Source organism: Yersinia sp. Marseille-Q5920 (genome assembly GCF_946902935.1).
GTDB lineage: Bacteria > Pseudomonadota > Gammaproteobacteria > Enterobacterales > Enterobacteriaceae > Yersinia > Yersinia rochesterensis.
Genome location: NZ_CAMPQA010000004.1, coordinates 329583 through 352439, shown reverse-complemented (window position 1 = coordinate 352439; position 22857 = coordinate 329583). Strand labels below are relative to the sequence as shown.

The window sequence follows — 22857 nt, the reverse complement described above, 5'->3', positions numbered from 1 at the left end:
ATTTTATAACTTAAAAACGGCCCATTTAAGGGCCGAGAATGAGTAGAATAATGTTGGAGATGATTTTTACTGCGGTGATATTGACGGGAATATTTAGCGCCGCGCCAGCAAAAGCCCCACAACCAAACCGACGGTTGCTCCAATCCCGACACTGCACCAAGGTTTTTCGCGCACATAATCATCAGTACAACACGCAAGCGTTTTCGCCCGTTTGATATAGCATTTACTGCGGCCATTCAAACGGTATTGAACCTCCTTTAGGGCTTTTTCCGCGCGGGCTTTGATTTCCTTATAGCTTTCGTCAGCTGCATCGCCCGAGGCGCGCAACACTTCTTCCAGCGTATCAGTGAGCATAGTCAAATCGTCGTCCAGCGAAGTTTGCTGTTCTTTATCTCGATTCATGTAGATTCTCCATGAGTGACATAGGGTTTTATAAGGATAGTCGATAATGGGAGATGGGAGTCGATGGAGCTTCTCGGTAATCAGGTTCGGTTGTTAGAATTTCACTGTTCACTTAACCTCCGATGAACTAACCGCCAAAGGTGGTGGCCCGAGTGAGCCACCAGGGATATGAGGCGACAATGCCAGCAATGAGAACAAACCGAATATCAACCGAAACCAGAGCCGGCTCTAGCCGCCGCTACCCACCGAACCTTTCACCCTAATCCCCATAAATACCACACGCCCCTTGCTCCGCGCCGGACATCCGCTCACGCAGCGCGCCAAATAACTCCCGGCCACATCCCACATGGAAAGCCGAGATATCTGGGACTGCGGGCAGGCGAGTTGCTAACTCGGCTTCATCCACCAGCAGTGAAAGCTCCCCACTCACACCGTCGACCCGCAGCCGATCACCATTGCGGATTTTCGCCAGTAAACCACCGCAATAAGCTTCCGGTGTGACATGAATCGCTGACGGCACTTTACCGGATGCACCTGACAAACGGCCATCTGTGACTAACGCTACCTTAAAGCCGCGATCCAATAATACGCCCAGTGGCGGCATCAGTTTATGCAACTCCGGCATACCAATGGCCCGTGGCCCTTGATAACGCACTACCACCACACAATCGCGGTCCAGCGCGCCAGATTCAAAAGCTGGCCCGACATCATGTTGGCTTTCAAACACCACGGCTGGCCCTTCAATAATCTGATGATCATGCGGAACCGCCGAGGTTTTCATCACCGCTCGCCCCAGATTGCCGCTTAATACTTTGGTGCCGCCATGAGGCGAGAAAGGTTGATTCAGACTGGCAATAACGCTGTCATCCAGTGAGCGCTCTGGCCCGCTGCGCCATTGCAACTGCCCCTCCTCCAGATAAGGTTCCTGCGTGTAACGTTGCAGGCCAAACCCGGCCACCGTGTGAACATCTTCATGCAGCAAACCGCCTTGCAATAACTCTTTTATCAGCAATGCTACCCCGCCTGCGGCCTGGAAATAGTTAATATCTGCCGGGCCATTAGGATAAATGCGACATAACTGCGGGATCACTTCCGACAGTTCGGAAAAATCATCCCAATCGATGATAATGCCCGCCGAGCGCGCCATCGCCACTAAATGCATGGTGTGGTTGGTCGAACCGCCGGTTGCCAGCAGCGCCACTATGCCATTCACCATCACTTTTTCATCCACCAACTGACCGACCGGCAGATAGTTGCCACTGGTTTGCGTCAAACGCGTAACTTGCCGCGCCGCGGCGGCTGTTAGCGCATCACGCAGTGGGGTATTGGGCTGGATAAAAGAGGAACCGGGCAAATGCAGCCCCATCACTTCCATCACCATCTGATTCGAATTGGCGGTGCCGTAAAATGTGCAGGTCCCGGCGCTGTGATAAGAGGCTGATTCCGCCTCCAGCAATGCATGCCGGTCGACTTTCCCCTCGGCAAACAGTTGGCGCACGCGCACTTTTTCTTTATTAGACAAGCCGCTAGCCATCGGCCCCGCCGGGACAAAAACCGTCGGTAAGTGACCAAATGACAACGCCGCCATCAGCAACCCCGGCACAATTTTGTCACACACGCCGAGATACAATGCGCCGTCAAACATATTATGTGACAAGCCGATCGCCGCTGACATCGCAATCACATCGCGGCTCATCAGCGATAACTCCATCCCATCCTGGCCTTGCGTCACACCATCGCACATGGCTGGAACGCCCCCCGCCACTTGCCCGACCGCGCCCACTTCATGCAGCGCATCTTTCAGTTGTTGCGGATAATCTTCATAAGGTTGATGAGCTGACAGCATGTCATTGTAGGAGGTGATGATGGCAATATCGCTGCGCACCATATTTTTCAATGAAACTTTATCGTCCGGTTGGCAAGCAGCAAAACCGTGGGCCAAATTGCCGCAGGCCAGTTGTGAGCGGTGAACCGTATTTTCTTTGGCCGCACTAATTCGTTGCAGATAGGCGGTACGGGTCGCCGCCGATCGCGTAATAATACGCTGGGTCACACGGGTGAGAGTCGGGTTCATCGCCATTCCTTATTCGCTCAGAGGAGCCAAAAGTTCAATACTGCCCGCCGGAAGACCAATGAAGTCCGCCAGCACCTGCAACAGCAAATTGTGATCATCCAAATGTGGCGCGCCGGACACATTTACGCTGCCAATAATACCGGCCTGCTTAACTTGCAATGGGAAGCCGCCACCTAGCGCGGCGTAGTCGCGCAAACTGACACCATAGCGCTCCTCAAGTGAGGTTTGGCGCTGTTGCAGCATCAGCCCCGCGGCATAGGAGCTGGTGCCCAGTAACTCCACCACATTGCGCTTGCGCCGCAGCCAGTCACCATTTTCTGCACTGGTGCCCGGCATGGCGTAACTGAATAAAGTTTGCCCATTTACCCGGATATTAATCGCCAGTGCCCCCCCTTGCCGTTCGGCCTGGCACTTTATTTTTTCGCCTAACTGCCAGGCGATTTCATGATTAAAATACGTCAATTGCAGCTGTTGTTGATGCCGTTGGCTGAGGGTAAGTTGCTGTTGTAAATTCATGAGATTCTCCGGTGATAAATGACGGCGGTCATACCCTTTACAGTAAAGACCGCTTGGCGGCTTAAGCGCGTTTAACTTTCGCTAACCCTTTGTCAGAAATACCTTTTCCCTTGGCTTCAACTTCAACATCACACTCTTTTGGCAGGGTTAAGGTAATCAGCCCGGCAATAATTAATGAGCCAGCTAACATGCAAACTGCTGCACTTTGGCCGTAGAAGAAAATCATCACGCCGACCAAATAGGGGCCACAGAAGCCGCCTAAATTACCTAACCCATTAATCACACCACGCGCACCACCGGCCACTTCTGGCACAGCAATACGGCCTGGAATAGACCAGAATGGGCTGGTTGCAGCTTTGAGGAAGAACCCGCACACCACTAAGGCCAGGTAAGAGATCAACACGTTGTGACGGAAAATAACCGAGGTCACCAAACCGGCAGCAAAGCAGAACAGAGAAATCATGATCAGCAGACGGCGTTTACCGGTTTTATCTGATAGTGAAGAAATGACATAAATACCGGCGGTGGTGGCAATAAACGGCAGAATAGCCAGAATACCAACCGAGGCCATATTACCGCCGGTCAGATTTTTCAAAATAGTCGGCAACCACAAGGTGTAGCCATAATCCCCGGTCTGATAAAAGAAGTTCAGAGCAACCAGTTTCATCAACCCTTTATTTAGAAAGACAGCTTTTAACGGCGCATTGGTCACGGGCGCATCCAGCATCCGCTCCGCCCGTTCACGCGCAAGCTCGGTGACCAAATAATCGCGCTCTTTGGTCGACAACCATTTGGCTTCTTCCGGTCTGTCACTGATGACAAACCACCACATTATCAACACTACCGCGGACAGCGAACCTTCGAGGAAGAACAGCCAGCGCCAGTCTAACGCATTGATAATAAAGCCAGATAAAGGTGCGGTGAACATACCGCCGATCGGGGCGAACATCATGACGAATGCATTGGCGCGGCCAATTTCGCGTTCCGGGAACCAATTGCTGACCATGGTCAACACCACCGGCAGCATACCGCCCTCAGAAACCCCCAGCACAAAGCGCAGGAATAACAATTGATAATGGTTAGTGACAAAACCGGTCAGAATCGAAACGATAGCCCAAACTGCAAGGGAATAAGCAATGAATTTTCTACCGCTGCCATGAACAGCAATACGGCCACCCGGTACTTGTAAAAATAAATAACCAATAAAGAAAATACCGCCCGCTAAACCCGCCATTTGGCTGGTAATAGCCAAATCATTTTCCATGCCCCCCGGTAGCGCAAAACTAATATTAACCCGGTCCATAAAAGAAATAATACAAGCAATCATTATTGGCACAATAACGCGGAACCAACGGGCATTAGGGATCTTACTGTCCATATCAACACGCCTCTTTCTCTAGCTGAATAATTCCTACACTATTCAGAAAATAGCGTAGAGAATGCCGCTAACAAATTAGAATAATTTGCCAGTTATTTAAAATGCACGATGTGGTCTTTTATTTTTATTATAATAAGTTGAGGATTAATTTAATTAACCCTCATATCTCTTCTTAATTAGTAAGTAATGGCCGTAGGTGCTTTCTCGCCAGAGAAATGAGCATGAATATTTGAGAATACAATATCACTCATTTGAATCCGGGTTTCTATGGTGGCGCTGGCGATATGCGGTAGTAATACCACATTGTCCATTTCGATTAATGTTTGCGGCACATTAGGCTCATCTGCAAAGACATCCAAACCCGCCCCGCCAATTTCTTTCTGTTGTAGTGCACGGATTAAATCATCCTGATTGACCATACTGCCACGGGCAATATTAACCAGCAGAGCATGGTTTGGCATAGCGTCGAAAATAGCTTTATCAATCAGACCAATACTGTCTTTACCGCCCGAAATAGCCACGACCAAAATATCACTTTGCTTAGCAAGGCTAATTAAATCCGGCACATATTGATATGGCAGACTTTCGATGTGCACGGTGTCGGTATAGGCAATTTGCATATCAAAACCAGCTGCGCGACGGGCAATGGCTTGACCAATCCGGCCCATACCAAAAATACCCAGACGTTTACCGGTCACTTTAGATGCTAATGGCAAGCTACTGTGCGGCCATTGACCAGCGCGGAGGAATTTATCGGCCTGACATAGACGCCGCGAAGTTGCAATAATCAGTCCCAGAGCTGTATCGGCCACATCGTCGGTCAATACGCCGGGGGTAGTAGTTACAATGATATTGCGCTCGCGAGTTGTGTCCAAATCCACTGCATCCGTGCCGACACCGAAGATTGAGATAATCTGTACTTCGGGTAATAACGTCAGCACTTCGTTGGTTACACCGACATCACCTCGAGTCACAATGCCTTTTATATTCTTGCCCTGCGCCGCAAAAAACTCAGCAGTATCCGTAACCTGAAAGAGTTTGTGAACAGTGAAATTCTGTTCCAACTTCTCCGTCAAATAATCCATTACCGGGGCGATAATCAATACGGCTTGTTTGAAGGAAGATGACTTGCTGTTTTTCATAATGAGTACCTGATCATGTCAATAAATCAAAACCAAAATGGCGGCGGGTAATCATCGGATGATGAGCCATTCAGCGAATGTCATTATGAGACCTGTTTTCAATGTTTTATTTTGTGACGCAGGTCACTGTAAATCATGTTAAGAAAACATGTTACCGGTAACGTGACCGACCTATCATTGTTCCTGCTGAATTGTTTCAGCTAATCAAGCCAGCGTTAATGATTAATCCCATGACTTAAGCAAAATGTTATGGATTGGCGCTATTTGTTATGTTCAGGAGGAGTATCTTGGTGGACTATTCGAGGGAAAGACTCACTGCCATTAAAGAGCACAATGGCAGTTATAGATAATTTGTATATCTTTCAGCAACAGCGAAAGTATTAAATAGTTCCCCCCAGTGAAATACGATAATGTAGGTCAACCTGTTCAATTGTAGGGATTTTTTTGATTTTCTTAATCAATATTTCAGCAGCCACTTTGCCCATTTCAAAACGCGGAGTGGTGACACTGGCTAGCACTGGGGTGGTCGCCTGGCCGATATCCAGCCCATGAAAACCGGAAATCGCTATTTCCGCTGGCACCGCCATGCCCAGTTTCAAGCATTCTTGTAACACGCCCACCGCCATATCATCATTGGTACAGAAAATAGCATCAACTTGCGGATACATTTGTCGTGCCAATGCCAACATACCGGCACCAATAGAGACAGATGAGACTTTGTTGGGCGTAATATGCAGCGGTGCGAACCCGGTATCAATCATTGCCTGGCTATATCCTTGATAACGCTTGCGATCTCGCACATCAGACATAGAACCGAAATAGACAACATGCTGTTTGCCGCTTGCCAACAGTGTCGCCGTCATATCATAAGCCGCCTGATAATTATTAAAACCGACGGTAATACGGTTGAACTGTGGTTCCAAATCCATCACTTGCGCGACCGGAAGTTCCGAAGCATTTAGGTACTTATCCGCACGTAAAGTATGTTCAGAATCGGTGAGTATCAACCCGGAAATCTGGCATGACAATAGATTAACTATTTGTTCTTCTTCACGTTCTTTATTGTAATTATAGTTAACGACCAGCGTTTGATAGCCACTAGCAGCAGTGACCGACTCAATACCAGCCAGTAAATCGGAGAAAATTTGGTTATTAAAGGATGGCACCAAAATACCAATTCTTGGACTTTTTTGATTGAGGCTAGTTTCCCCTTCTGAATCAACACTATAATTGACTTCAGTCATCACTTGGGCAATACGTTCACCGGTTTCTGGGGCCACTTTTTCCGGCGTGCGTAAGTAGCGGCTGACTGTCATTTTGGTCACGCCTGCTAGTAACGCGATATCCTGTAACGTAACACGCTGGTTTTTCATGGCATATACCTGGAACAAGAGTGTGGGATGGGATGAAGTGATTATGCACTGTTAGCGAAGGTAATGAAAAGCATGTTACTGATTTAAAATACAATAACAATCATGATTCCTATTATTTAGTTCTATTATTATCAATAAGTTAATCTGCATCCGCCCCCAGAGATGAATAAAGCCCCCACAAATAGTCGTATTTTGCCGCTCTCAAGGCGATGTCGCTCACGTAAGTGGTAACAGCTTGCCGTAACATGATTTAAAGTGATCTTCGTCACAGTTTGATGAGACAGAAAACGGTTTGATAGGCACATGTTTTCACGCAGTCATTATTCAATAATATTGATTTTATAGTGTCGCTTAATAAGCGTCATTTTCATCAGGAATTCATTATGAAGAATTTATTTTCGTTAGAAAACCGCAAAGTATTAATTACCGGTTCTGCACAAGGCATTGGGTTTTTATTAGCTAAAGGTCTGGCTGAATTTGGTGCAGAAATAATAATTAATGATATTACCGCAGAACGAGCAGAAAAAGCCGTCGCCGAATTACGCGACAGCGGTTTTGTTGCTTATGCAGCGGCATTTAATGTCACTGACCATGATGCTGTTAATGACGCGATTGCACAAATAGAAAATAACATTGGTGCCATTGACATCTTAATTAATAACGCCGGTATTCAGCGCCGCCACGCTTTTACTGAATTCCCAGAAAAAGATTGGGATGATGTGATCGCGGTAAACCAGAAATCAGTATTCTTGGTTTCACAAGCTGTCTCCCGTTATATGGTTAAACGCCAACGCGGTAAGATTATTAATATTTGCTCAATGCAAAGCGAATTAGGCCGCGACACTATTACGCCATATGCCGCCTCTAAAGGGGCAGTGAAGATGTTGACGCGCGGGATGTGTGTTGAGCTGGCCCGTTACAATATTCAAGTGAATGGTATTGCGCCGGGTTATTTCAAAACCGATATGACAAAAGCACTGGTCGACGATAAGGCTTTCACTGATTGGCTATGCAAACGCACGCCAGCCGCCCGTTGGGGAGATCCGGAAGAGTTGATTGGGGCGGCAGTGTATCTGTCTTCCAAAGCATCAGACTTTGTTAATGGTCATCTGTTGTTTGTTGATGGTGGCATGCTGGTTGCAGTTTGATCCGAATTCAGTCAGTTATCTGCTTGATAGGTAACAGAGGAAAGCTATGTCTGGTAAATGCATTATTGTTATGGGCGTATCCGGCACAGGTAAATCCTGTGTGGGTCAGGCGCTGGCGCTGGCGCTTAACGCCAAATTTATAGATGGTGACGATCTGCACCCACGCGCCAATATCCAAAAGATGGCATCGGGTCAGCCGCTTAATGATAGCGACCGTGCTCCGTGGCTTGAGCGGCTAAGTGATGTGGCATACAGCTTACAACAAAAAAATGAAGTGGGTTTTTTAGTCTGTTCGGCACTAAAAAAACAATATCGCGACCGTTTACGTGAGGGGAATCAGGGTATTCGCTTTCTGTGGCTGACCGGCGATTACGATTTAGTGTTGCACCGAATGCAACAGCGGGCGGGGCATTTTATGCCGGAAAGCCTGTTAAAGAGCCAGTTCGCAACACTGGAAACACCTGATGCCCGTGAGCCGGACATCATTCCAATCGATATCTCGCCTGACATTGTCGGTGTTGTTGAACACTGCATTGCCGCGCTGGAGCCAGAAAATAATATCAGTCATTGTGCTTAAGTGCCCGGCATGATGTACACGCAGGAATATGGGAATAATTATGATACTTGATGAACTAAAAAGCGCGGTGAATAACCCACTTTATCCGGATGCTATCCGCCGCACACTGGCCGCCATCAGCAAAATGGATTTAGTCAATCTTCCTGCCGGGGAACAAGATATTGAAGGCCGCGAGATTTACCTAAATCACATTATTGCCGCGTCCAAACCTTTGTATGAGCAAGCGCCTGAATTGCATCATTATTACATTGATATTCATATTTTGCTGGAAGGTAGTGAGGTGATTGGCGCTTCACCGTCAGCTCAGGGCCAGCGCCCAACGATGGATTTTGATACTGAGCGGGATTTCGGTTTATTTGAAGGTATTACTAGCGAAACCTTGTTAACACTGGCTCCCGGCGATATCGCTCTGCTGTTCCCTGGCGAGTTACATCGCCCGATGGCAACACTGGGAGAAGTTGCGCCGCTGCGCAAGATAGTGGTTAAAGTGGCAAATCATCTTTTATGATTTAATTTGATGATCCTGTTCGGTTGTCAGAACTTTACGGTTCGCTTTACCGCCATTGCCTCAACCGCCAAAGGGTGCCGGCCTGTCCTCCGGCTCGGTTGAGGCGCTGAAGATCAAGTAAGAACAGATTGAATATCAACCGAAAACTGATCCGATCCTGTGTCTCCCATTCAACTTAATCAACCTCTATCGAAGACTCCAAGGAACTTCCCTTTTGACTCCGCCGCGCCGCCAACCACAACCCACTGTTCTTCATCGCATAACCAAATACCACCCCGACTAACAGCGAGACAATCACCAGTTTCCAATGGCCATTACCAGCGAAAGTGGCGCAAGCCCCAATAAAGGTGCCGGGGACAAAGGATAGCCACTGCTGGCAGGCCTGGATACACATCAAAAACGCCACCATGCCGGTCAACACATAGCCAAGGATGGCCCATTCAGGCTGTAAGGCACTACCCTGAATAATCATCATCGCCCAGAATACCCCACTCACGCAGGTTAACAGGGTGATAAGCAACCCTTTTAAGCCGCCTTGTGGGCAGGCAAAGTAGGCGGTGCAGCCGAGAAACCCCGCCCAACTGATAAGCCCGAGGCTAACCGCAACCCAACCCCAAATACCTGAGAGAATGCCAGTGGTAATAGCAATCATCAGAATAATGTTCATCAGTATTTACCTGCGCAACAAAGGTTAAAAGAGAAAGTGTATTGCATGAAAGTCGCGCAGTTTACCTGAATTGAGAGAATTTTTTGCTATCCATATCTCATAAATAATTAAATAGTTAATTGGATTTCATCAAAAACGTGATGTTCATCACCTAAATGAAAAGCTGCGGATAAAGTGATCAAACTGCTGCCGTTCAGCTTGTGTCGATAGAACCGCGACCTTTGTATCTTGTTCAACTTTTTTCTTAATACTTACGGCTAATTCATCTGCTAATGTCGCTTTTTCACTTTCGGTCCAAAACACACTTTCAACAATTTCTTCAATACAGTCGACTATAAAACTATCTGTAGATAATATTTCTTCCATTTTTTCTGGAATTTTATAGTTGTAATATTGGATAACTTTTGCTGAAACAATGGCATTAATATCAACATTATCATGTCTATCTTTAGCCCAAGATAACATTGCCCTCGTTAGCGGGTTTATCTTGACCCACTCACCATTATTAATATCGGAACGTTTTACACCAGTGAACTCTTTGGCGATAATTTCATAGAGTATTTCGTTGCTTTTAATCTGATAATCTTCTTTTGACATCACCAAGCCCTGCTTGAATACACTACTCAAACAGTCATACTTTTCATCTATTTTTCCTTGCAATATTCCCGTGTATTTCAGAGCCGTCATATTGGCTCTATCACTCTGGTTAATAATAATATTTACTGCGCAGTTATAGTTCCCATAAGTAAAATGACAGGCATCTTCAATTATCAAAGCATTAGATAGATCAGTTTTTGGCTGAGATATATCATCAACCACATAACTATATGGTTGAAAAGAAGAATCATTACTTGCTTGAACAGAAAAACAACCCATAAATATCCTTGAAGGTAAAATAAAAAACCACCTTAAAGATAGCCAAATATAACCCGCTCTCCCCTCCGACTTTTACCCCACCTCCACCTTAAACAAGCTTAACTTCAATGGCACATATAAAACAAAACCCCCGGCCAGTTTTGCTGAACGGGGGTTGGACTTGCCGATTTAACAATGAATTACATCAGCGGTTGAGCTAACTGCACCAGCGAAATCAACGGCTGCGGGTAGACACCCAAGAACAGCACCAGAATCGCGGAAATCAGTACCACCACACCACCGGCAGTCAATGCCCAGTTGCTTGGTGTGTCGCGGACCAATGTTTCCGGCGCACTGAGGAACAAACTGACAGTCACGCGCAGATAGTAGTACAGGCCAATGGCGCTGCCCAATACCACAGCACCGGTCAGCCACCACAGATTGGCGCTCACACCCATTGCCACCACAAAGAACTTACCGATAAAGCCCAATGTCATTGGGATACCCGCCAGAGACAACATCATCACCGTCATCACCGCAGACAGAATGGGCTTGTGCCAAAACAGCCCGCGGTAGGAGAACAGTGACTCGGCATCCGGGCCTTTGTATGGGCTGGACATCAAGCTGACCACCCCGAAAGCCCCCAAGCTGCTGAACAGGTAACCGGCCAGATAGACGCCGACAGTTTCCAGTGCCAGCTGATGGGTTTGCACCGCCACCAACGCAATCAGCAAGTAGCCAAGGTGGGCGATAGAAGAATAACCCAGCAGACGCTTGATGTTAGTCTGGCTGATCGCCATCAGGTTACCGAACAGAATTGATGCCACCGCAATCAGCGAGAGCACCAAACGCACCGCTTCACTGTCAGCGGCTGGCGCATACAGGAACAAGCGCATCACCACGGCAAAGATGGCAATCTTACTGGCGGTCGCCAGGAAAGTAGATACCGGGGCAGGTGCGCCCTGATACACATCCGGCGTCCACAGTTGGAACGGCACCAAAGATAACTTAAAGCCGAGACCGACAATCATCATCCCGAGGCCCGCCAGAATCAGCGGCCTGTGGACCATCGAGTCACTCAAACTTTTGCCCAGACCGGCGAAAGACAAGCTACCGGATTCCGCATACAACAGCGCCATGCCGAACAGCAGGAATGACGATGCCGCCGCAGACAGCAGCATGTATTTGATACTGGCTTCCAATGAGCGCTTCTGGCGATAGGCATAACCAATCAGACCAAACAGCGGCAAGGAAATCAGTTCAATGCCAAGGAACAGTGACGCCAGATGATTGGCACTGGCCAGCAGAATGCCGCCCATAGTCGCAATCAGCACCAGCAGATAGAACTCTTCGCGGTTATCCGGATAGCCATTCAGCCACGGATAAGCAAAGGTGCTGGTCGCCAGACTGGCCACAATCACCAGCCCGGTATAGAACATCGCGTAGCCATCAACCCGCATCAGCGGCGTGACATCCATCGGCCCGACCTGGCCGACAAAATACAGTGACAGCAGCGCCAGGTTAAGCCCGATAACCGTCAGAGTGGCGTTGATAAAGTGGTCGCGTCGCCACGCAATGGACAGCATCACAACCACCACCGTCAATCCGACGATCAACAGCGGTAGCATCGCGATCAGTTGTTGAGGAGTTATTGTCATGGCGAATTACGGCCTTGTTGTTGGAATGGTTGAAGCATTGAACCACTGCTGTACATTACTCATCGCAGCATGGGAGGTGTCGAGAATTGGTTGCGGGTAAACCCCCAGCAATACTAACAGCACCACTAACAGCAGGATGATAGACAGTTCCCTTGCACTCATACCCGGCAACGCTTCTTCAGATTTCGGCGCGCCGTAATAGGCACGCTGCATCATGATAAGCGAGTAAACCGAAGCAAAAACCAGCCCAAAAGTAGAGATCACGGTAATCACCGGAACCACCTGGAAGCTGCCGAATAGGATCATAAACTCACCGACGAAGTTACCGGTACCCGGCATCCCCAATGTTGCCACCGCGAAGAACAGTGATAGCGCAGGCAAGTATTTGATTCGGCTCCACAAACCGCCCATTTGGCGCATGTCGCGGGTGTGCAAACGCTCATACAGCTGGCCGCAGATGATGAACATACCGGCGGCTGACAAGCCGTGGGCAATCATCTGGATAACCGCACCTTGGTAAGCCAGTTGGCTGCCGGTGTAGATGGCAATCAACACAAAACCCATGTGCGATACGCTGGTGTAAGCAATCAGGCGCTTGATATCCGTCTGGCAGAAGGCCATCCATGCACCGTAGAAGATGCCGATAACCCCTAGCCACATAGCGATTGGCGCAAACTCTTGCGAGGCCGTCGGGAACAGTGGCAAGCTGAAACGCAGCAAACCATAGGCCGCGGTTTTCAGCAAAATCCCCGCCAGGTCGACAGAACCCGCCGTTGGTGCCTGACTGTGTGCATCTGGCAACCAGCCGTGCAATGGTACCACCGGCATTTTCACCGCAAACGCGATAAAGAAGCCCAGCATCAGCAACCATTCAACATTGTGGGACATCGGGGTTTTCAACAAATCTTCATAGTTGAAAGTCCAGATACCGGTGGCCTTGTAGTGTACAAACACCAGCCCCAAAATGGCGATCAGCATGATAAGACCGCTGGCCTGGGTATAAATGAAGAACTTGGTGGCCGCCGCGATGCGCGTTTTACCGTCTGATGCTTTGTGACCCCACAAAGCAATCAGGAAGTACATCGGCACCAACATCATTTCCCAGAAGAAGAAGAACAGGAACATGTCGATGGCGAGGAACACGCCGATAACCCCACCCAGAATCCACAACAGATTCAGGTAGAAGAAACCCTGGTTGCGCTGAATTTCACGCCACGAACAGAGGATAGCCAGTACGCCCAGTAGGCCGGTCAGCACCACCATCAGCAAAGACAACCCATCTAAAGCCAGATGGAATGAAATGCCGAACCGTGGGATCCACGGCAAGGTGAATTCTGACTGCCACTGCGGGATACCCGCCGGGTTCATCAGTGAATAGTTGCCCTGCACCCACAGTTGTAGGGAGAGCACCAATGTCAGCCCCATCGCGAGTAGCGCTATCCAACGCGGTACTCTGGTACCGAAGCGTTCACACTGCCAAGACAGTAAGCCGCCGATAAAGGGGATAAGAATTAGCCAAGGTAATAGCATGGCGTTTTGTGTCCCTAATTAAACGAAAAGCAACAGAGCCAGTACAACGACTGCACCCAAACCTATAGACGCGACATACCAACGCACCTGTCCATTTTCACTGACGGTCAAACCACGGTTACTCCAGCGCGCAAGCACCGCCGGGGTATTCATCAGTGAGTTCAGCGGATCACGTTGCAACAGTTTTGCAATCCACAGATACGGGCGGACAAACACGTTATGGTACAGCCAGTCGAAGCCCCACGCATGGAACCACCAGACCGTGAAGAAACGGCCCAATGCACTTTGCGCGATGCTGTTGACCAACTGACGTTTGCCCAAATACAGGAACGCGGCCAATGCTATGCCAATCACCACCAGCACGCCGGAGAAGATTTCCAGCGGCATTTTGCCCTCTTCACCGAAGTGAAGCTCTGGCAATACACCTGCGAGTGGAGGGGTTATCAGCGCGCCAACAAAGGTCGACAGCACCAGCAACACCATCAGCGGCAAGCTATGAGTGATCCCTTTGACCGGATGCGCTTTGGTTTTTGGCTCGCCATGGAACACAATGAAAATCATCCGGAAGGTATACAGCGCGGTGAGGAATGCCCCAACCAGCCCGGCGACCATCAGATTGATATGGCCACTGGCCAATGCGCCCCACAGAATTTCGTCTTTACTGTAGAAGCCTGCGGTGACGATTGGCAATGCTGCCAGCGCCGCGCCGCCCACCAGGAAGCAGATATACACCAATGGAATAGTCTTACGCAGACCGCCCATTTTGAAGATGTTTTGCTCGTGGTGACAGGCCAGAATCACTGAACCCGAGGAGAGGAACAGTAACGCTTTAAAGAAGGCATGGGTCATCAGGTGGAAGATAGCGGCATCCCACGCCTGAACGCCGAGCGCCAGGAACATGTAGCCAATCTGGCTCATGGTGGAATAGGCCAGCACCCGCTTGATATCGGTTTGCACCAATGCCGCGAAGCCCGCCAACACCAAGGTTACAGCCCCGATAATACCCACCAAATGCAAGACTTCTGGTGCCATCAGGAACAGGCCGTGAGTACGCGCAATCAGATATACACCGGCGGTAACCATGGTAGCCGCATGGATAAGCGCGGAAACCGGGGTCGGGCCAGCCATCGCATCGGCCAACCACGTTTGTAATGGCAACTGCGCCGACTTACCGACCGCACCACCGAGTAGCATTAGCGTCGCCCAAGTAATGGCCGTTGAGCCCATTTCCAGTTTCTGCGGTGCCAATACCATCAGCTCACGAATGTTCAGCGTGCCCAATTCTTGATAAAGGATGAACAGCGCGATGGCCAGGAACACGTCACCGACGCGGGTCACGATAAAGGCTTTCATCGCCGCCGCGCCATTAGCCGGATTGGTGTAGTAGAAACCGATCAGCAGGTAACTGCACAGACCCACGCCTTCCCAACCCAGATACATCAGCATCAGGTTATCCGCCAGCACCAAAACCACCATACTGGCGATAAACAGGTTGGTGTAGGCGAAGAAGCGGGAGTAGCCCTCTTCCCCACGCATATACCAAGAGGCATACATGTGGATCAGGAAGCCCACGCCAGTGACTACCGACAACATGGTCAGCGACAGGCCGTCCAGTGTCAGAGTCAGCGGAATGTTGAAAGTGCCGACCGACATCCAGTTCCACAATGTCTGATTAAACACCTGTACACCGGTGGCCTTTTGGCTGAGGAAATCCACGGCAACATACAGTGTGACTAACGCAGTCAGGCCAATCGACCCCACCCCGACAGTGGCAGAGGTATTTTCAGACCAACGGCCACGGGAGAATGCCAACAGCAAGAAACCCAGCAGTGGCAGCAGAATTGTTAAATATAATAGGTTCATCCGCGCATCTCACTGACTGTGTCAATATTCAGAGTATGACGGCGACGATACAGCTGTAGCAGCAATGCCAGACCAATACTGGCCTCGGCTGCCGCCAGCGTAATCGCCAGGATATACATCACCTGACCGTCAGCCTGCCCCCAAAAACTGCCCGCCACGACAAAAGCGAGCGCCGCTGCGTTGATCATCACTTCAAGGCTTATCAGCATAAACAGCAGGTTGCGACGAATAATCAACCCCGTCAGCCCCAGCACAAACAGAATGGCCGCTAAAATCAGGCCATGTTGTAGAGGGATCATGCTTGTTCCTCCGTTTTTCTTTTCGCGCTGTCACTTGCGCCCAGCACTTCACCCGGCTTGTGCTCACGCCCGATATGGAAAGCAACCACCAGACCGGCCAACAACAGCATTGACGCCAATTCAACCGCCAGCACATAAGGGCCAAACAAGCTGATACCCACCGCTTTGGCATCGACCATTTCGCCAGTGATACCCTGATGAGTTAACGAGCTAATGGCATAAATCAGTACCGACAACAGCACCAAGGCCAGTAAACCGGGGCCAATCCACAAGCTCGGTTTCAACCAATCGCGCTCTTGTTGCTCGACATTGCCCAAATTCAGCATCATCACCACAAACACGAACAGCACCATAATGGCACCGGCGTAAACAATGATTTCTAACGCACCGGCAAAGTAAGCCCCCAGCGAGAAAAACACCGCCGAGATAGCCAACAAAGAGATAATCAGGTACAGCAGCGCATGTACCGGGTTGGTGTGAGTGATAACGCGAATAGTCGCCACCACTGCCACCAATGCTGCAATATAAAATGCAAATTCCATGGACGCTGGCTCCTAAGGCATCAGACCTTTAACGTCGATCGGTTTGGCTTCATTTTCAGCTTCGCCTTTCGGCTTGCCGTCAACCGCCATACCGGACATCCGGTAGAAGTTATATTCCGGATATTTACCCGGCCCCGAGATCAACAAGTCTTCTTTCTCATACACCAGATCCTGGCGTTTGAACTCACCCATTTCGAAATCCGGCGTCAGCTGGATAGCAGTCGTCGGGCAAGCTTCTTCACACAGGCCACAGAAAATGCAGCGGGAGAAGTTGATACGGAAGAACTCCGGATACCAGCGCCCATCTTTATGCTCAGCTTTCTGTAATGAAATACAGCCAACCGGGCAGGCGACGGCACACAGGTTACAAGCAACACAGCGCTCTTCACCATCAGGGTCACGCGTCAGCACGATGCGGCCACGATAGCGCGGCGGCAGGTAAACCGGCTCTTCCGGATACATTTGGGTTTCACGCTTGTGGAAGGCATGAAGGCCAATCATCCACAGGCTGCGCACTTGGGTGCCGAAACCAACCACTAACTCTTTCAACGTCATGGTTCATTCACCCCTTATTGAGCGTTGTACAAAATGACCGCGGCAGTCGCCAGCAGATTCAGCAGGGTCAACGGCAAGCAAACTTTCCAGCCGAATGACATCACTTGGTCATAACGTGGGCGCGGCAAGGATGCACGGATCAGAATGAACATCACCATGAAGAAAGCCGTTTTCAGCGCAAACCAGATAAATGGCGGCAAAAACGGGCCTTGCCAACCACCGAAGAACAAGGTGACTATCAGTGCAGAGACAGTCACGATACCGATGTATTCACCGACGAAGAACAGACCGAATTTCATACCGGAATATTCAATGTGGTAACCATCGGCCAGTTCTTGTTCAGCTTCTGGCTGGTCAAAGGGATGACGGTGACAAACTGCCACCCCCGCAATGGCAAAGGTCAGGAAACCAAAGAATTGCGGAATAACATTCCAGACGTGTTCCTGAGAATTAACAATATCCTGCATGTTAAATGAGCCAGCCTGTGCCACCACGCCCATCAAAGACAGGCCGAGGAACACTTCGTAACTCAGGGTTTGTGCTGATGCACGCATCGCCCCTAACAGAGAATATTTGTTATTACTGGACCAACCGGCGAACAGCACAGCGTATACCGCCAGCCCCGCCATCATCAGGAAGAACAAAATACCGATATTAAGATCCGCAACCGCCCAGGTCGGGCTGACCGGGACGATGGCGAAAGAGAGCAGCAGCGAGGTAAAAGCAATCACCGGGGCCAGAGTAAAGATGGCTTTGTCGGAGAACTTCGGTACCCAGTCTTCTTTGAAGAACATTTTGATCATGTCAGCCACTAGCTGCAATGACCCGCCCCAGCCCACACGGTTTGGCCCGTAACGGTTCTGGAACAAGCCCAGCAAGCGGCGCTCGCCGAAGCTCATAAATGCACCGCAAGTCACCACGACCAGCAGAATCACTACCGCTTTCAGGACAGAGATTAAAATCTCAATCAATTCAGGGGTAAACCAGCTCATAGTACTGCCTCCCGCAGATTCTCAACGCGTGCACCCACCATAATCGGCGGAATACCCGGTAAGCCAAGCGGCAAGCCGACCTGACCCTGAGCCAAGGTTTCACTCAAACGCACTGGCAGACGCAAAGTCTGACCGGCGCAGTTGAATTCCACCAGCGTACCGAGGTTAACCCCGAGACGGGCTGCATCAGCAGGATTGACCATCACATAAGGTGCTGGCATACGCTGCTGGATCACATCTGAACGCTGAGACATCTCTTCACTACCAAACAGGTGGTAGTAAGGGGCAATCTGCCAGCCGTCAGCCTGAGCGGTAAAGGCCGCCGGTACTGAATCAAAGTAACCCAGTGTTCCCTCTCCAGCTTCAATCAGGCGCACACCCGGATCACCAAAGCGCAGACTGCCACCCACTTCCGCCTGGAATTTGTTCCATGCTTGCGGTGAGTTCCAACCTGGTGCCCAGGCAAATGGGATCTGCTGGCGGTCAGCCAGTGGGCTGTTGTTCCCCTCCATTGAGAAGGCAAACGGCGTGTCGATATCCTGCGGTTGGCGCGGTTCGTGCACACTGATATCCGCGCGCATGGCAGTACGGCCACTGTAACGAATAGGAGAACGCGCCAGTTTCTGACCACGGATACGGAAAGTGGCATCCGGCGCGGCTTCAACAATCCCTTCCAACTGCGGCAATGCGGCAACACAGGCTGCAATCACGTGATCAAGTTGCGTCCAGTCCACATGGCGGCTGGTGTAAGTTGAGTGCAGCGAGTGCAACCAACGCCAGCTTTCCAGCATGATGCTGTTGTTTTCCGGTTTTTTCGGGTCGTCATAATAGGTTGGGTCATAAACCTGGAAGAAGCGCTGAGCGCGGCCCTCCTGATTGACCAGCGTCCCGTCACTTTCAGCAAAGCTAGCTGCTGACAAAATCAAGTTCGCTTTGTCCATGATGGCGGTGCGCTGATGATCAACCACAATCAGGTTGGCGACTTTATCCAGCGCCGCATCAACTTTGTCTTTCGCTGCATGGCGATAGAGATCGTTTTCCATCACGATAACGCTATCAGCGTCACCTTGAGTCAACAACTCCAGCGCTTGATCCAGAGAGCCGCCGCCGATCATGGTCAGGCCCATGCTGTTAGCCGCACTGGCGACAAAAGTAATACCGACGTCAGAACCACGGCCTTTCAGAGCTTTCGCCACGTTAGCTGCGGCTTCAATGATGGCATCGCTGCCCGCATTGCTGCCGGTAATAATCAGTGGCTTCTTCGCACCGGCTAGCGCCTGCACGATGATATCCACTTTACCTTTCAGCTCTTTCGCTAAGTCATCCACTGCTGGCGCGGATTCATCCAATGCATGAGCAATGGCAAAACCTAACCGGGCCTGATCATCCACCGGCGCACGGTAGTTCCACGCCGCGATGTCATCCATGCGAGTGTTATCAACGTTAGTGATAAACAGCGGATGTTTGGCATGCTGGCCAATGTTCATAATGGCGGCAATCTGCCAGTCAGCCACTTTTTGTGCTGCGGCCATTTCACGGGCTTTGCCTTTCACCGCCTGACGGACAGACAGCGCGATACGTGCGCCGGTCTGAGTCAAATCTTCGCCCAGAATCAGTACCGCATCATAACTTTCAATTTCGCGCAGTGACGGCGTATAAACTCCGCCTTCTTGCAGAACTTTCAGCATCAATTGCAGGCGTTGTTGCTCGCTTGCGGCGATACCGGTATAGAAGTTTTCCGCGCCGACCAATTCGCGCAGCGCAAAGTTGCTTTCCAAACTGGCGCGTGGTGAACCGATACCGATGGTTTTCTTCGCCTGACGCAGAATATCTGCAGCAGCGGGCATCGCCTGTTCAGCGTTCAGGTGGATCCAGTCATTGCCACGCAATTGCAGCGGCTGACGTGGGCGGTCTTTGCGGTTGACGTAGCCATAACCAAAACGGCCGCGGTCACACATAAAGTAGTGGTTCACGCTGCCGTTGTAACGGTTTTCGATACGGCGTAATTCACCATAGCGCTCGCCTGGACTGGTGTTACACCCCACGCTGCACTGTTGGCAGATACTTGGCGCGAACTGCATATCCCATTTACGGTTATAACGCTCGGAATGGGTTTTATCGGTGAATACGCCGGTCGGGCACACTTCTACCAGGTTACCGGAGAACTCGCTTTCCAGCGTGCCGCTCTCGGTGCGACCAAAGTAGACATTATCGTGCGCACCGTAGACGCCAAAGTCAGTGCCATCAGCATAATCTTTGTAGTAACGCACACAGCGATAACAGGCGATACAGCGGTTCATTTCATGGGAAATGAACGGGCCGAGATCCTGATTTTGGTGAGTCCGTTTGCTAAAGCGATAGCGGCGGAAACTGTGGCCGGTCATCACTGTCATATCTTGTAGATGACAGTTACCCCCTTCTTCACAGACCGGGCAATCGTGCGGATGGTTTGTCATCAACCATTCAACCACACTCGCGCGGAACGCTTTGGCTTCGCCGTCATCAATGGAAATAAAGGTTCCATCGGTGGCTGGCGTCATACAAGACATCACCAAACGCCCACGAGTGTCGTCCGCGTTTTGGTATTGCTTTACCGCACATTGGCGGCAAGCGCCGACGCTTCCCAGCGCCGGATGCCAGCAAAAGTAAGGAATATCGAGTCCCAGGGAGAGACAAGCTTGTAACAGGTTGTCGGCCCCGTTTACGTCGTATTCTTTGCCGTCTACATGAATCGTAGCCATAGTCAGCATGCTTCCAAGTGGCTTGCCATAAGGCAAGCGTTAATCAAAAATTCTGGCGGGATGAATGACCGGTTCCGGATAAACGGGACAGATGCATTCATCAGGGCTACCAACGTTGCTTCAATAGGTTATTCGGTTGAATACCGGCTATGGCTTGGGTGTTGCCATAGTCTTTCGCTGCGATCCCGGCTTCGAATTCTTCCCGGAAATATTTGATCGCGCTTTGTAGTGGTTCAACCGCGCCCGGCGCGTGAGCACAGAAGGTTTTACCCGGCCCCAAGAAACGGCAAAGCTGTTCCAGCGTCTCGATGTCGCCCGGCTGACCTTCACCGCGCTCCAGTGCTCGCAGGATCTTCACGCTCCATGGCAAACCATCACGGCAAGGCGTACACCAGCCACAGGATTCACGGGCGAAAAACTCTTCCAGATTACGCACCAACGGCACCATACCGATTTCGTGGTCGACGGCCATTGCTAACGCAGTCCCTAAACGACTGCCCGCTTTAGCAATATTTTCGAAGTCCATCGGCAAATCCAGGTGGTCGGCGGTCAGGAAGTCAGTGCCCGCACCACCCGGCTGCCAGGCTTTAAATTTCAAGCCATCGCGCATGCCACCGGCATAATCTTCCAGAATTTCACGGGCGCTGATACCAAATGGCAATTCCCACAAACCCGGATTTTTCACCCGACCGGAGAAGCCCATCAGTTTGGTACCGGCATCGTTACTTTTACCGGCGGTAATTCCCTGATACCACTCCACACCATGCTCAAGAATGGCCGGAACGTTACACAGAGTTTCCACGTTATTCACGCAAGTTGGTTTCCCCCAAACACCAGAAGATGCTGGGAAAGGCGGCTTGGAACGTGGGTTGGCACGGCGGCCTTCCAGCGAGTTAATCAATGCGGTTTCTTCACCGCAGATATAACGCCCAGCCCCAGTATGAACAATCAGCTCAAAATCAAAGCCGCTGCCCATGATGTTTTTGCCAAGCAGTCCCGCTTCAGTGGCCTCGGCAATCGCACGGCGCAAGTGAACGGCGGCCTCGATATATTCGCCACGCAGGAAGATGTAACCGCGGTAAGCTTTCAGCGCAAACGCACTGATAAGCATCCCTTCCACCAGCAGATGCGGCAATTGCTCCATCAGCAGGCGGTCTTTATAGGTACCCGGTTCCATCTCATCAGCATTGCACAGCAAATACCGGATGTTCATGCTTTCGTCTTTTGGCATCAAGCTCCACTTCAAACCGGTGGAGAAGCCAGCACCGCCACGCCCTTTCAGGCCCGCGTCTTTGACTAAGCTAACAACATCAGGTGGTGCCATGCCTTTTAAGGCTTTTTCAGCACCCAAATAACCGTTTTTGCTGCGATATTCATCCAGCCATACCGGCTGTTTGTCATCGCGCAAACGCCAGGTCAGCGGGTGCATTTCCGGCGTGCGCACAATCTCTTTGGTAAAACCTGAATGAATTGTCATGGATATTGCTCCAGTAACTTCTCAATATCTTCAGGTTTCAGGTGGCTGTGTGTATCGTCGTCGATCATCATGGTCGGGCCACGATCACAGTTACCCAAGCAGCAGGTTGGCAGCAGTGTAAAACGGCCATCAAAGGTCGTCTGACCTGGCTGAATGCTGAGTTTTTTCGAAATCGCAGCTTGGATCCCCTGATAACCGGTGATGTGGCACACCACGCTGTCACAGTAACGGATCACATGGCGTCCAACAGGTTGGCGGAAGATCTGGCTGTAGAATGTCGCGACACCTTCAACATCACTGGCCGGGATACCCAGCACTTCAGCAATGGCATGAATCGCCCCATCCGGTACCCAACCGCGTTGTTTCTGCACAATTTTCAGTGCTTCTATCGACGCGGCGCGGGCATCTTCGTAATGGTGCTTTTCATGTTCGATAGCATCACGTTCTTCAGCGCTCAATTCGAAAACTTCAGCTGTGATGGCTGGTTCAGCCGCATTGACTGCCAGATTCGCCACATTTTGGCTTTCGTTACTCACCTGAGTCTCTTTTTGATCACTCAT

21 protein-coding genes are annotated in these 22857 nt (G+C 50.3%); 3 read left to right on the top strand and 18 right to left on the bottom strand.

Going from position 1 to position 22857, the window contains the following annotated elements; genetic code table 11:
- Positions 1 to 93 precede the first annotated feature (93 nt).
- From OVO64_RS08430 to OVO64_RS08405, 6 genes are all read right to left on the bottom strand, one after another.
- Positions 94 to 402, bottom strand: a complete 309-nt coding sequence (locus tag OVO64_RS08430; RefSeq protein ID WP_050291326.1) for a DUF883 domain-containing protein — start codon at positions 400 to 402, stop codon at positions 94 to 96.
- Positions 403 to 661: 259 nt separating this feature from the next.
- Complete coding sequence (gene edd, locus OVO64_RS08425) at positions 662 to 2476, bottom strand: phosphogluconate dehydratase (protein WP_038631852.1); 1815 nt, start codon at positions 2474 to 2476, stop codon at positions 662 to 664.
- A 9-nt stretch (positions 2477 to 2485) separates the two neighbouring features.
- Positions 2486 to 2992: a heme-degrading domain-containing protein gene (locus OVO64_RS08420; RefSeq protein WP_145586912.1), complete on the bottom strand. Its 507-nt coding sequence runs from the start codon at positions 2990 to 2992 to the stop codon at positions 2486 to 2488.
- Positions 2993 to 3053: 61 nt separating this feature from the next.
- Complete coding sequence (locus tag OVO64_RS08415; RefSeq protein WP_145510237.1) at positions 3054 to 4370, bottom strand: MFS transporter; 1317 nt, start codon at positions 4368 to 4370, stop codon at positions 3054 to 3056.
- Positions 4371 to 4546: 176 nt separating this feature from the next.
- Positions 4547 to 5512: a 2-hydroxyacid dehydrogenase gene (locus OVO64_RS08410; protein ID WP_038631846.1), complete on the bottom strand. Its 966-nt coding sequence runs from the start codon at positions 5510 to 5512 to the stop codon at positions 4547 to 4549.
- A 380-nt stretch (positions 5513 to 5892) separates the two neighbouring features.
- Positions 5893 to 6885 carry a substrate-binding domain-containing protein gene (locus tag OVO64_RS08405; RefSeq protein WP_038631844.1) on the bottom strand — a complete coding sequence of 331 codons (993 nt, stop codon included), beginning with the start codon at positions 6883 to 6885 and terminating at the stop codon, positions 5893 to 5895.
- 383 nt (positions 6886 to 7268) lie between these two features.
- Between OVO64_RS08405 and idnO the strand changes: the two genes are divergently transcribed.
- Genes idnO through OVO64_RS08390 form a run of 3 tightly spaced genes read left to right on the top strand, consistent with a single transcriptional unit; the run spans position 7269 to position 9118 of the window.
- A complete protein-coding gene (idnO, locus tag OVO64_RS08400; protein WP_050291328.1) occupies positions 7269 to 8033 on the top strand; it encodes a gluconate 5-dehydrogenase in 765 nt (254 codons plus the stop codon).
- 46 nt (positions 8034 to 8079) lie between these two features.
- Positions 8080 to 8610: a gluconokinase gene (locus OVO64_RS08395; protein ID WP_038631840.1), complete on the top strand. Its 531-nt coding sequence runs from the start codon at positions 8080 to 8082 to the stop codon at positions 8608 to 8610.
- Positions 8611 to 8650: 40 nt separating this feature from the next.
- Positions 8651 to 9118, top strand: coding sequence for a YhcH/YjgK/YiaL family protein (locus OVO64_RS08390; RefSeq protein ID WP_038631838.1), 468 nt, complete (start codon positions 8651 to 8653; stop codon positions 9116 to 9118).
- A 175-nt stretch (positions 9119 to 9293) separates the two neighbouring features.
- Here the strand turns inward: OVO64_RS08390 and OVO64_RS08385 are convergent, their stop codons facing one another.
- From OVO64_RS08385 to nuoE, 12 genes are all read right to left on the bottom strand, one after another.
- On the bottom strand, positions 9294 to 9785 hold the full coding sequence (locus OVO64_RS08385; RefSeq protein ID WP_038631836.1) for a DUF1097 domain-containing protein: 492 nt from the start codon (positions 9783 to 9785) through the stop codon (positions 9294 to 9296).
- Between the two features lie 147 nt (positions 9786 to 9932).
- Positions 9933 to 10661: a hypothetical protein gene (locus tag OVO64_RS08380; RefSeq protein WP_050291329.1), complete on the bottom strand. Its 729-nt coding sequence runs from the start codon at positions 10659 to 10661 to the stop codon at positions 9933 to 9935.
- 179 nt (positions 10662 to 10840) lie between these two features.
- Positions 10841 to 12298 (bottom strand): NADH-quinone oxidoreductase subunit NuoN, encoded by a 1458-nt coding sequence (nuoN, locus tag OVO64_RS08375; protein ID WP_038631834.1) that lies wholly within the window; start codon positions 12296 to 12298, stop codon positions 10841 to 10843.
- A 6-nt stretch (positions 12299 to 12304) separates the two neighbouring features.
- Positions 12305 to 13828, bottom strand: coding sequence for an NADH-quinone oxidoreductase subunit M (gene nuoM / locus OVO64_RS08370; RefSeq protein ID WP_038631832.1), 1524 nt, complete (start codon positions 13826 to 13828; stop codon positions 12305 to 12307).
- An 18-nt stretch (positions 13829 to 13846) separates the two neighbouring features.
- A complete protein-coding gene (gene nuoL / locus OVO64_RS08365) occupies positions 13847 to 15691 on the bottom strand; it encodes an NADH-quinone oxidoreductase subunit L (RefSeq protein WP_038631830.1) in 1845 nt (614 codons plus the stop codon).
- Positions 15688 to 15990 carry an NADH-quinone oxidoreductase subunit NuoK gene (gene nuoK, locus OVO64_RS08360; protein ID WP_032820332.1) on the bottom strand — a complete coding sequence of 101 codons (303 nt, stop codon included), beginning with the start codon at positions 15988 to 15990 and terminating at the stop codon, positions 15688 to 15690. The genes nuoL and nuoK overlap by 4 nt, the downstream gene beginning before the upstream one ends.
- Positions 15987 to 16532: an NADH-quinone oxidoreductase subunit J gene (nuoJ, locus tag OVO64_RS08355; protein ID WP_145511579.1), complete on the bottom strand. Its 546-nt coding sequence runs from the start codon at positions 16530 to 16532 to the stop codon at positions 15987 to 15989. The genes nuoK and nuoJ overlap by 4 nt, the downstream gene beginning before the upstream one ends.
- Positions 16533 to 16544: 12 nt before the next feature.
- Positions 16545 to 17087 carry an NADH-quinone oxidoreductase subunit NuoI gene (gene nuoI, locus OVO64_RS08350; protein WP_004391656.1) on the bottom strand — a complete coding sequence of 181 codons (543 nt, stop codon included), beginning with the start codon at positions 17085 to 17087 and terminating at the stop codon, positions 16545 to 16547.
- Positions 17088 to 17101: 14 nt separating this feature from the next.
- A complete protein-coding gene (nuoH, locus tag OVO64_RS08345; RefSeq protein ID WP_032820330.1) occupies positions 17102 to 18079 on the bottom strand; it encodes an NADH-quinone oxidoreductase subunit NuoH in 978 nt (325 codons plus the stop codon).
- A complete protein-coding gene (gene nuoG, locus OVO64_RS08340) occupies positions 18076 to 20820 on the bottom strand; it encodes an NADH-quinone oxidoreductase subunit NuoG (protein WP_267248710.1) in 2745 nt (914 codons plus the stop codon). Before nuoG ends, nuoH begins: the two co-directional genes overlap by 4 nt.
- Positions 20821 to 20926: 106 nt before the next feature.
- Positions 20927 to 22297, bottom strand: a complete 1371-nt coding sequence (nuoF, locus tag OVO64_RS08335) for an NADH-quinone oxidoreductase subunit NuoF (protein ID WP_267248709.1) — start codon at positions 22295 to 22297, stop codon at positions 20927 to 20929.
- The gene (gene nuoE, locus OVO64_RS08330; RefSeq protein ID WP_038631822.1) at positions 22294 to 22857 is read right to left on the bottom strand and encodes an NADH-quinone oxidoreductase subunit NuoE; all 564 of its coding nucleotides are present in this window, start codon (positions 22855 to 22857) and stop codon (positions 22294 to 22296) included. Before nuoE ends, nuoF begins: the two co-directional genes overlap by 4 nt.

What these genes read in the sequence shown, in the direction of transcription:
- OVO64_RS08430 (WP_050291326.1), bottom strand. Translation starts at nt 402, where the DNA reads ATGAATCGAGATAAAGAACAGCAAACTTCGCTGGACGACGATTTGACT.
- edd (WP_038631852.1), bottom strand. Translation starts at nt 2,476, where the DNA reads ATGAACCCGACTCTCACCCGTGTGACCCAGCGTATTATTACGCGATCG.
- OVO64_RS08420 (WP_145586912.1), bottom strand. Translation starts at nt 2,992, where the DNA reads ATGAATTTACAACAGCAACTTACCCTCAGCCAACGGCATCAACAACAG.
- OVO64_RS08415 (WP_145510237.1), bottom strand. Translation starts at nt 4,370, where the DNA reads ATGGACAGTAAGATCCCTAATGCCCGTTGGTTCCGCGTTATTGTGCCA.
- OVO64_RS08410 (WP_038631846.1), bottom strand. Translation starts at nt 5,512, where the DNA reads ATGAAAAACAGCAAGTCATCTTCCTTCAAACAAGCCGTATTGATTATC.
- OVO64_RS08405 (WP_038631844.1), bottom strand. Translation starts at nt 6,885, where the DNA reads ATGAAAAACCAGCGTGTTACGTTACAGGATATCGCGTTACTAGCAGGC.
- idnO (WP_050291328.1), top strand. Translation starts at nt 7,269, where the DNA reads ATGAAGAATTTATTTTCGTTAGAAAACCGCAAAGTATTAATTACCGGT.
- OVO64_RS08395 (WP_038631840.1), top strand. Translation starts at nt 8,080, where the DNA reads ATGTCTGGTAAATGCATTATTGTTATGGGCGTATCCGGCACAGGTAAA.
- OVO64_RS08390 (WP_038631838.1), top strand. Translation starts at nt 8,651, where the DNA reads ATGATACTTGATGAACTAAAAAGCGCGGTGAATAACCCACTTTATCCG.
- OVO64_RS08385 (WP_038631836.1), bottom strand. Translation starts at nt 9,785, where the DNA reads ATGAACATTATTCTGATGATTGCTATTACCACTGGCATTCTCTCAGGT.
- OVO64_RS08380 (WP_050291329.1), bottom strand. Translation starts at nt 10,661, where the DNA reads ATGGGTTGTTTTTCTGTTCAAGCAAGTAATGATTCTTCTTTTCAACCA.
- nuoN (WP_038631834.1), bottom strand. Translation starts at nt 12,298, where the DNA reads ATGACAATAACTCCTCAACAACTGATCGCGATGCTACCGCTGTTGATC.
- nuoM (WP_038631832.1), bottom strand. Translation starts at nt 13,828, where the DNA reads ATGCTATTACCTTGGCTAATTCTTATCCCCTTTATCGGCGGCTTACTG.
- nuoL (WP_038631830.1), bottom strand. Translation starts at nt 15,691, where the DNA reads ATGAACCTATTATATTTAACAATTCTGCTGCCACTGCTGGGTTTCTTG.
- nuoK (WP_032820332.1), bottom strand. Translation starts at nt 15,990, where the DNA reads ATGATCCCTCTACAACATGGCCTGATTTTAGCGGCCATTCTGTTTGTG.
- nuoJ (WP_145511579.1), bottom strand. Translation starts at nt 16,532, where the DNA reads ATGGAATTTGCATTTTATATTGCAGCATTGGTGGCAGTGGTGGCGACT.
- nuoI (WP_004391656.1), bottom strand. Translation starts at nt 17,087, where the DNA reads ATGACGTTGAAAGAGTTAGTGGTTGGTTTCGGCACCCAAGTGCGCAGC.
- nuoH (WP_032820330.1), bottom strand. Translation starts at nt 18,079, where the DNA reads ATGAGCTGGTTTACCCCTGAATTGATTGAGATTTTAATCTCTGTCCTG.
- nuoG (WP_267248710.1), bottom strand. Translation starts at nt 20,820, where the DNA reads ATGGCTACGATTCATGTAGACGGCAAAGAATACGACGTAAACGGGGCC.
- nuoF (WP_267248709.1), bottom strand. Translation starts at nt 22,297, where the DNA reads ATGACAATTCATTCAGGTTTTACCAAAGAGATTGTGCGCACGCCGGAA.
- nuoE (WP_038631822.1), bottom strand. Translation starts at nt 22,857, where the DNA reads ATGAGTGATCAAAAAGAGACTCAGGTGAGTAACGAAAGCCAAAATGTG.